Annotated in this window: 2 protein-coding genes; both read right to left on the bottom strand. The window is 55.7% G+C overall.

The window, feature by feature from the left end:
* Positions 1 to 64 precede the first annotated feature (64 nt).
* A complete protein-coding gene (locus tag NW818_RS13320) occupies positions 65 to 589 on the bottom strand; it encodes a YIP1 family protein (RefSeq protein WP_414383635.1) in 525 nt (174 codons plus the stop codon).
* A gap of 338 nt (positions 590 to 927) precedes the next feature.
* Positions 928 to 1122, bottom strand: coding sequence for an IS630 transposase-related protein (locus NW818_RS13325; protein WP_414424823.1), 195 nt, complete (start codon positions 1120 to 1122; stop codon positions 928 to 930).
* Positions 1123 to 1126: the final 4 nt, after the last annotated feature.

Here is a 1126-nt window from a genome sequence, read left to right on the forward strand (position 1 = left end):
CTCCGTCCCGCTGGCGCGATCAGTAGCCTAGGCGTTTCACCTTAACCTGAAACAACTATAAGCTTTAGCCCAAGGAAGCCAAAGCAACGACGCTGCTGGTCAGCCAGCTCAGGGCCAAGATCCCCCCCAGGAAAGCCAATGGGATCAGGCCCAGCAGCCGCCACCACTCCAAATCCAGCGCTACAGCTACTGCCCGCACCTGCCAAACCACAAACCACAGCAGAGCTGACAAGCCCAGCAGGGATCCCACCACCCCACCCAACGATTGAGCAGGCCCCAGCAGCAGCCACGGCAAACCGGCAAACCCCGTCAAGCACAGCAGCGCTGAAAAGGAAGGGACAGCCCGACCCAAACAAAAGGCCAGCAATTGCAACAAAGCCGCCAAACCCACCCAGCCCAGGGATCCCATCAGCACCGCCAGCACCATGCTCGGCAGGCTTACCCCAGAGCGGCGAATCGCATCCAGGACGTTGAGCAGCCCCACCACCCCAAAGGCTTGCCAGAGAACAGGCTGTTCCCGCAACGCCCGAAAGGTGCGCTCCGGCAGAAACCAAGCGCCGTAGATGTTGTCTAACCAGGAACCAAGCATGGCCAGCAACCCGTCAAGCTGTCTTTTATCCTAGCCCTTGGTGAGCACTTGACGGGCACACCCCAAAAATGGGGTATGATTGGGAGAGGATTCTGCGGCGTTGGTGACTGCCGTTATGTTTTTGCGATCTATACCCTTCGACAATTAGGATGGGAAGTGGATGTGAGAGCAGTAGGCCAAACTTGATTTGGAAACTATCGACAATCATCCCCGGTATCCTATACTGGATTTTCCAGGTCGAAAACCACGGTAAAACGGCGCAACAGTATCCTCAAAAAAGCCCTCGAAAGGGGGCCTTTTTGTTGTTTGGATATTGTCGGATATTGTCAATGCTGCAGTTAATGGGTATTGCTCTGGCGCTGGGCTCCATCCTTTAGTCGAGCTTCTGGGCACTGGTCTACGTCTTTCTGCAGGGCAGCCAAGTCTGTCTTTCGCTTGCGGGTCTTGACTTTTGTTGTCGTGAGGTCTGCTCGGCTCAGCCAGCGATAAACGGTTGCACAAGTGACATAACTCCCGCACTCATGCTGACGCAAAGCG

The sequence above is a fragment of the Synechococcus sp. R6-5 genome (assembly GCF_047461775.1).
In the GTDB taxonomy this organism is placed as follows: domain Bacteria; phylum Cyanobacteriota; class Cyanobacteriia; order Thermostichales; family Thermostichaceae; genus Thermostichus.

Coding starts and splice junctions, on each gene's coding strand:
- NW818_RS13320 (WP_414383635.1), bottom strand. CDS start 589: ATGCTTGGTTCCTGGTTAGACAACATCTACGGCGCTTGGTTTCTGCCG.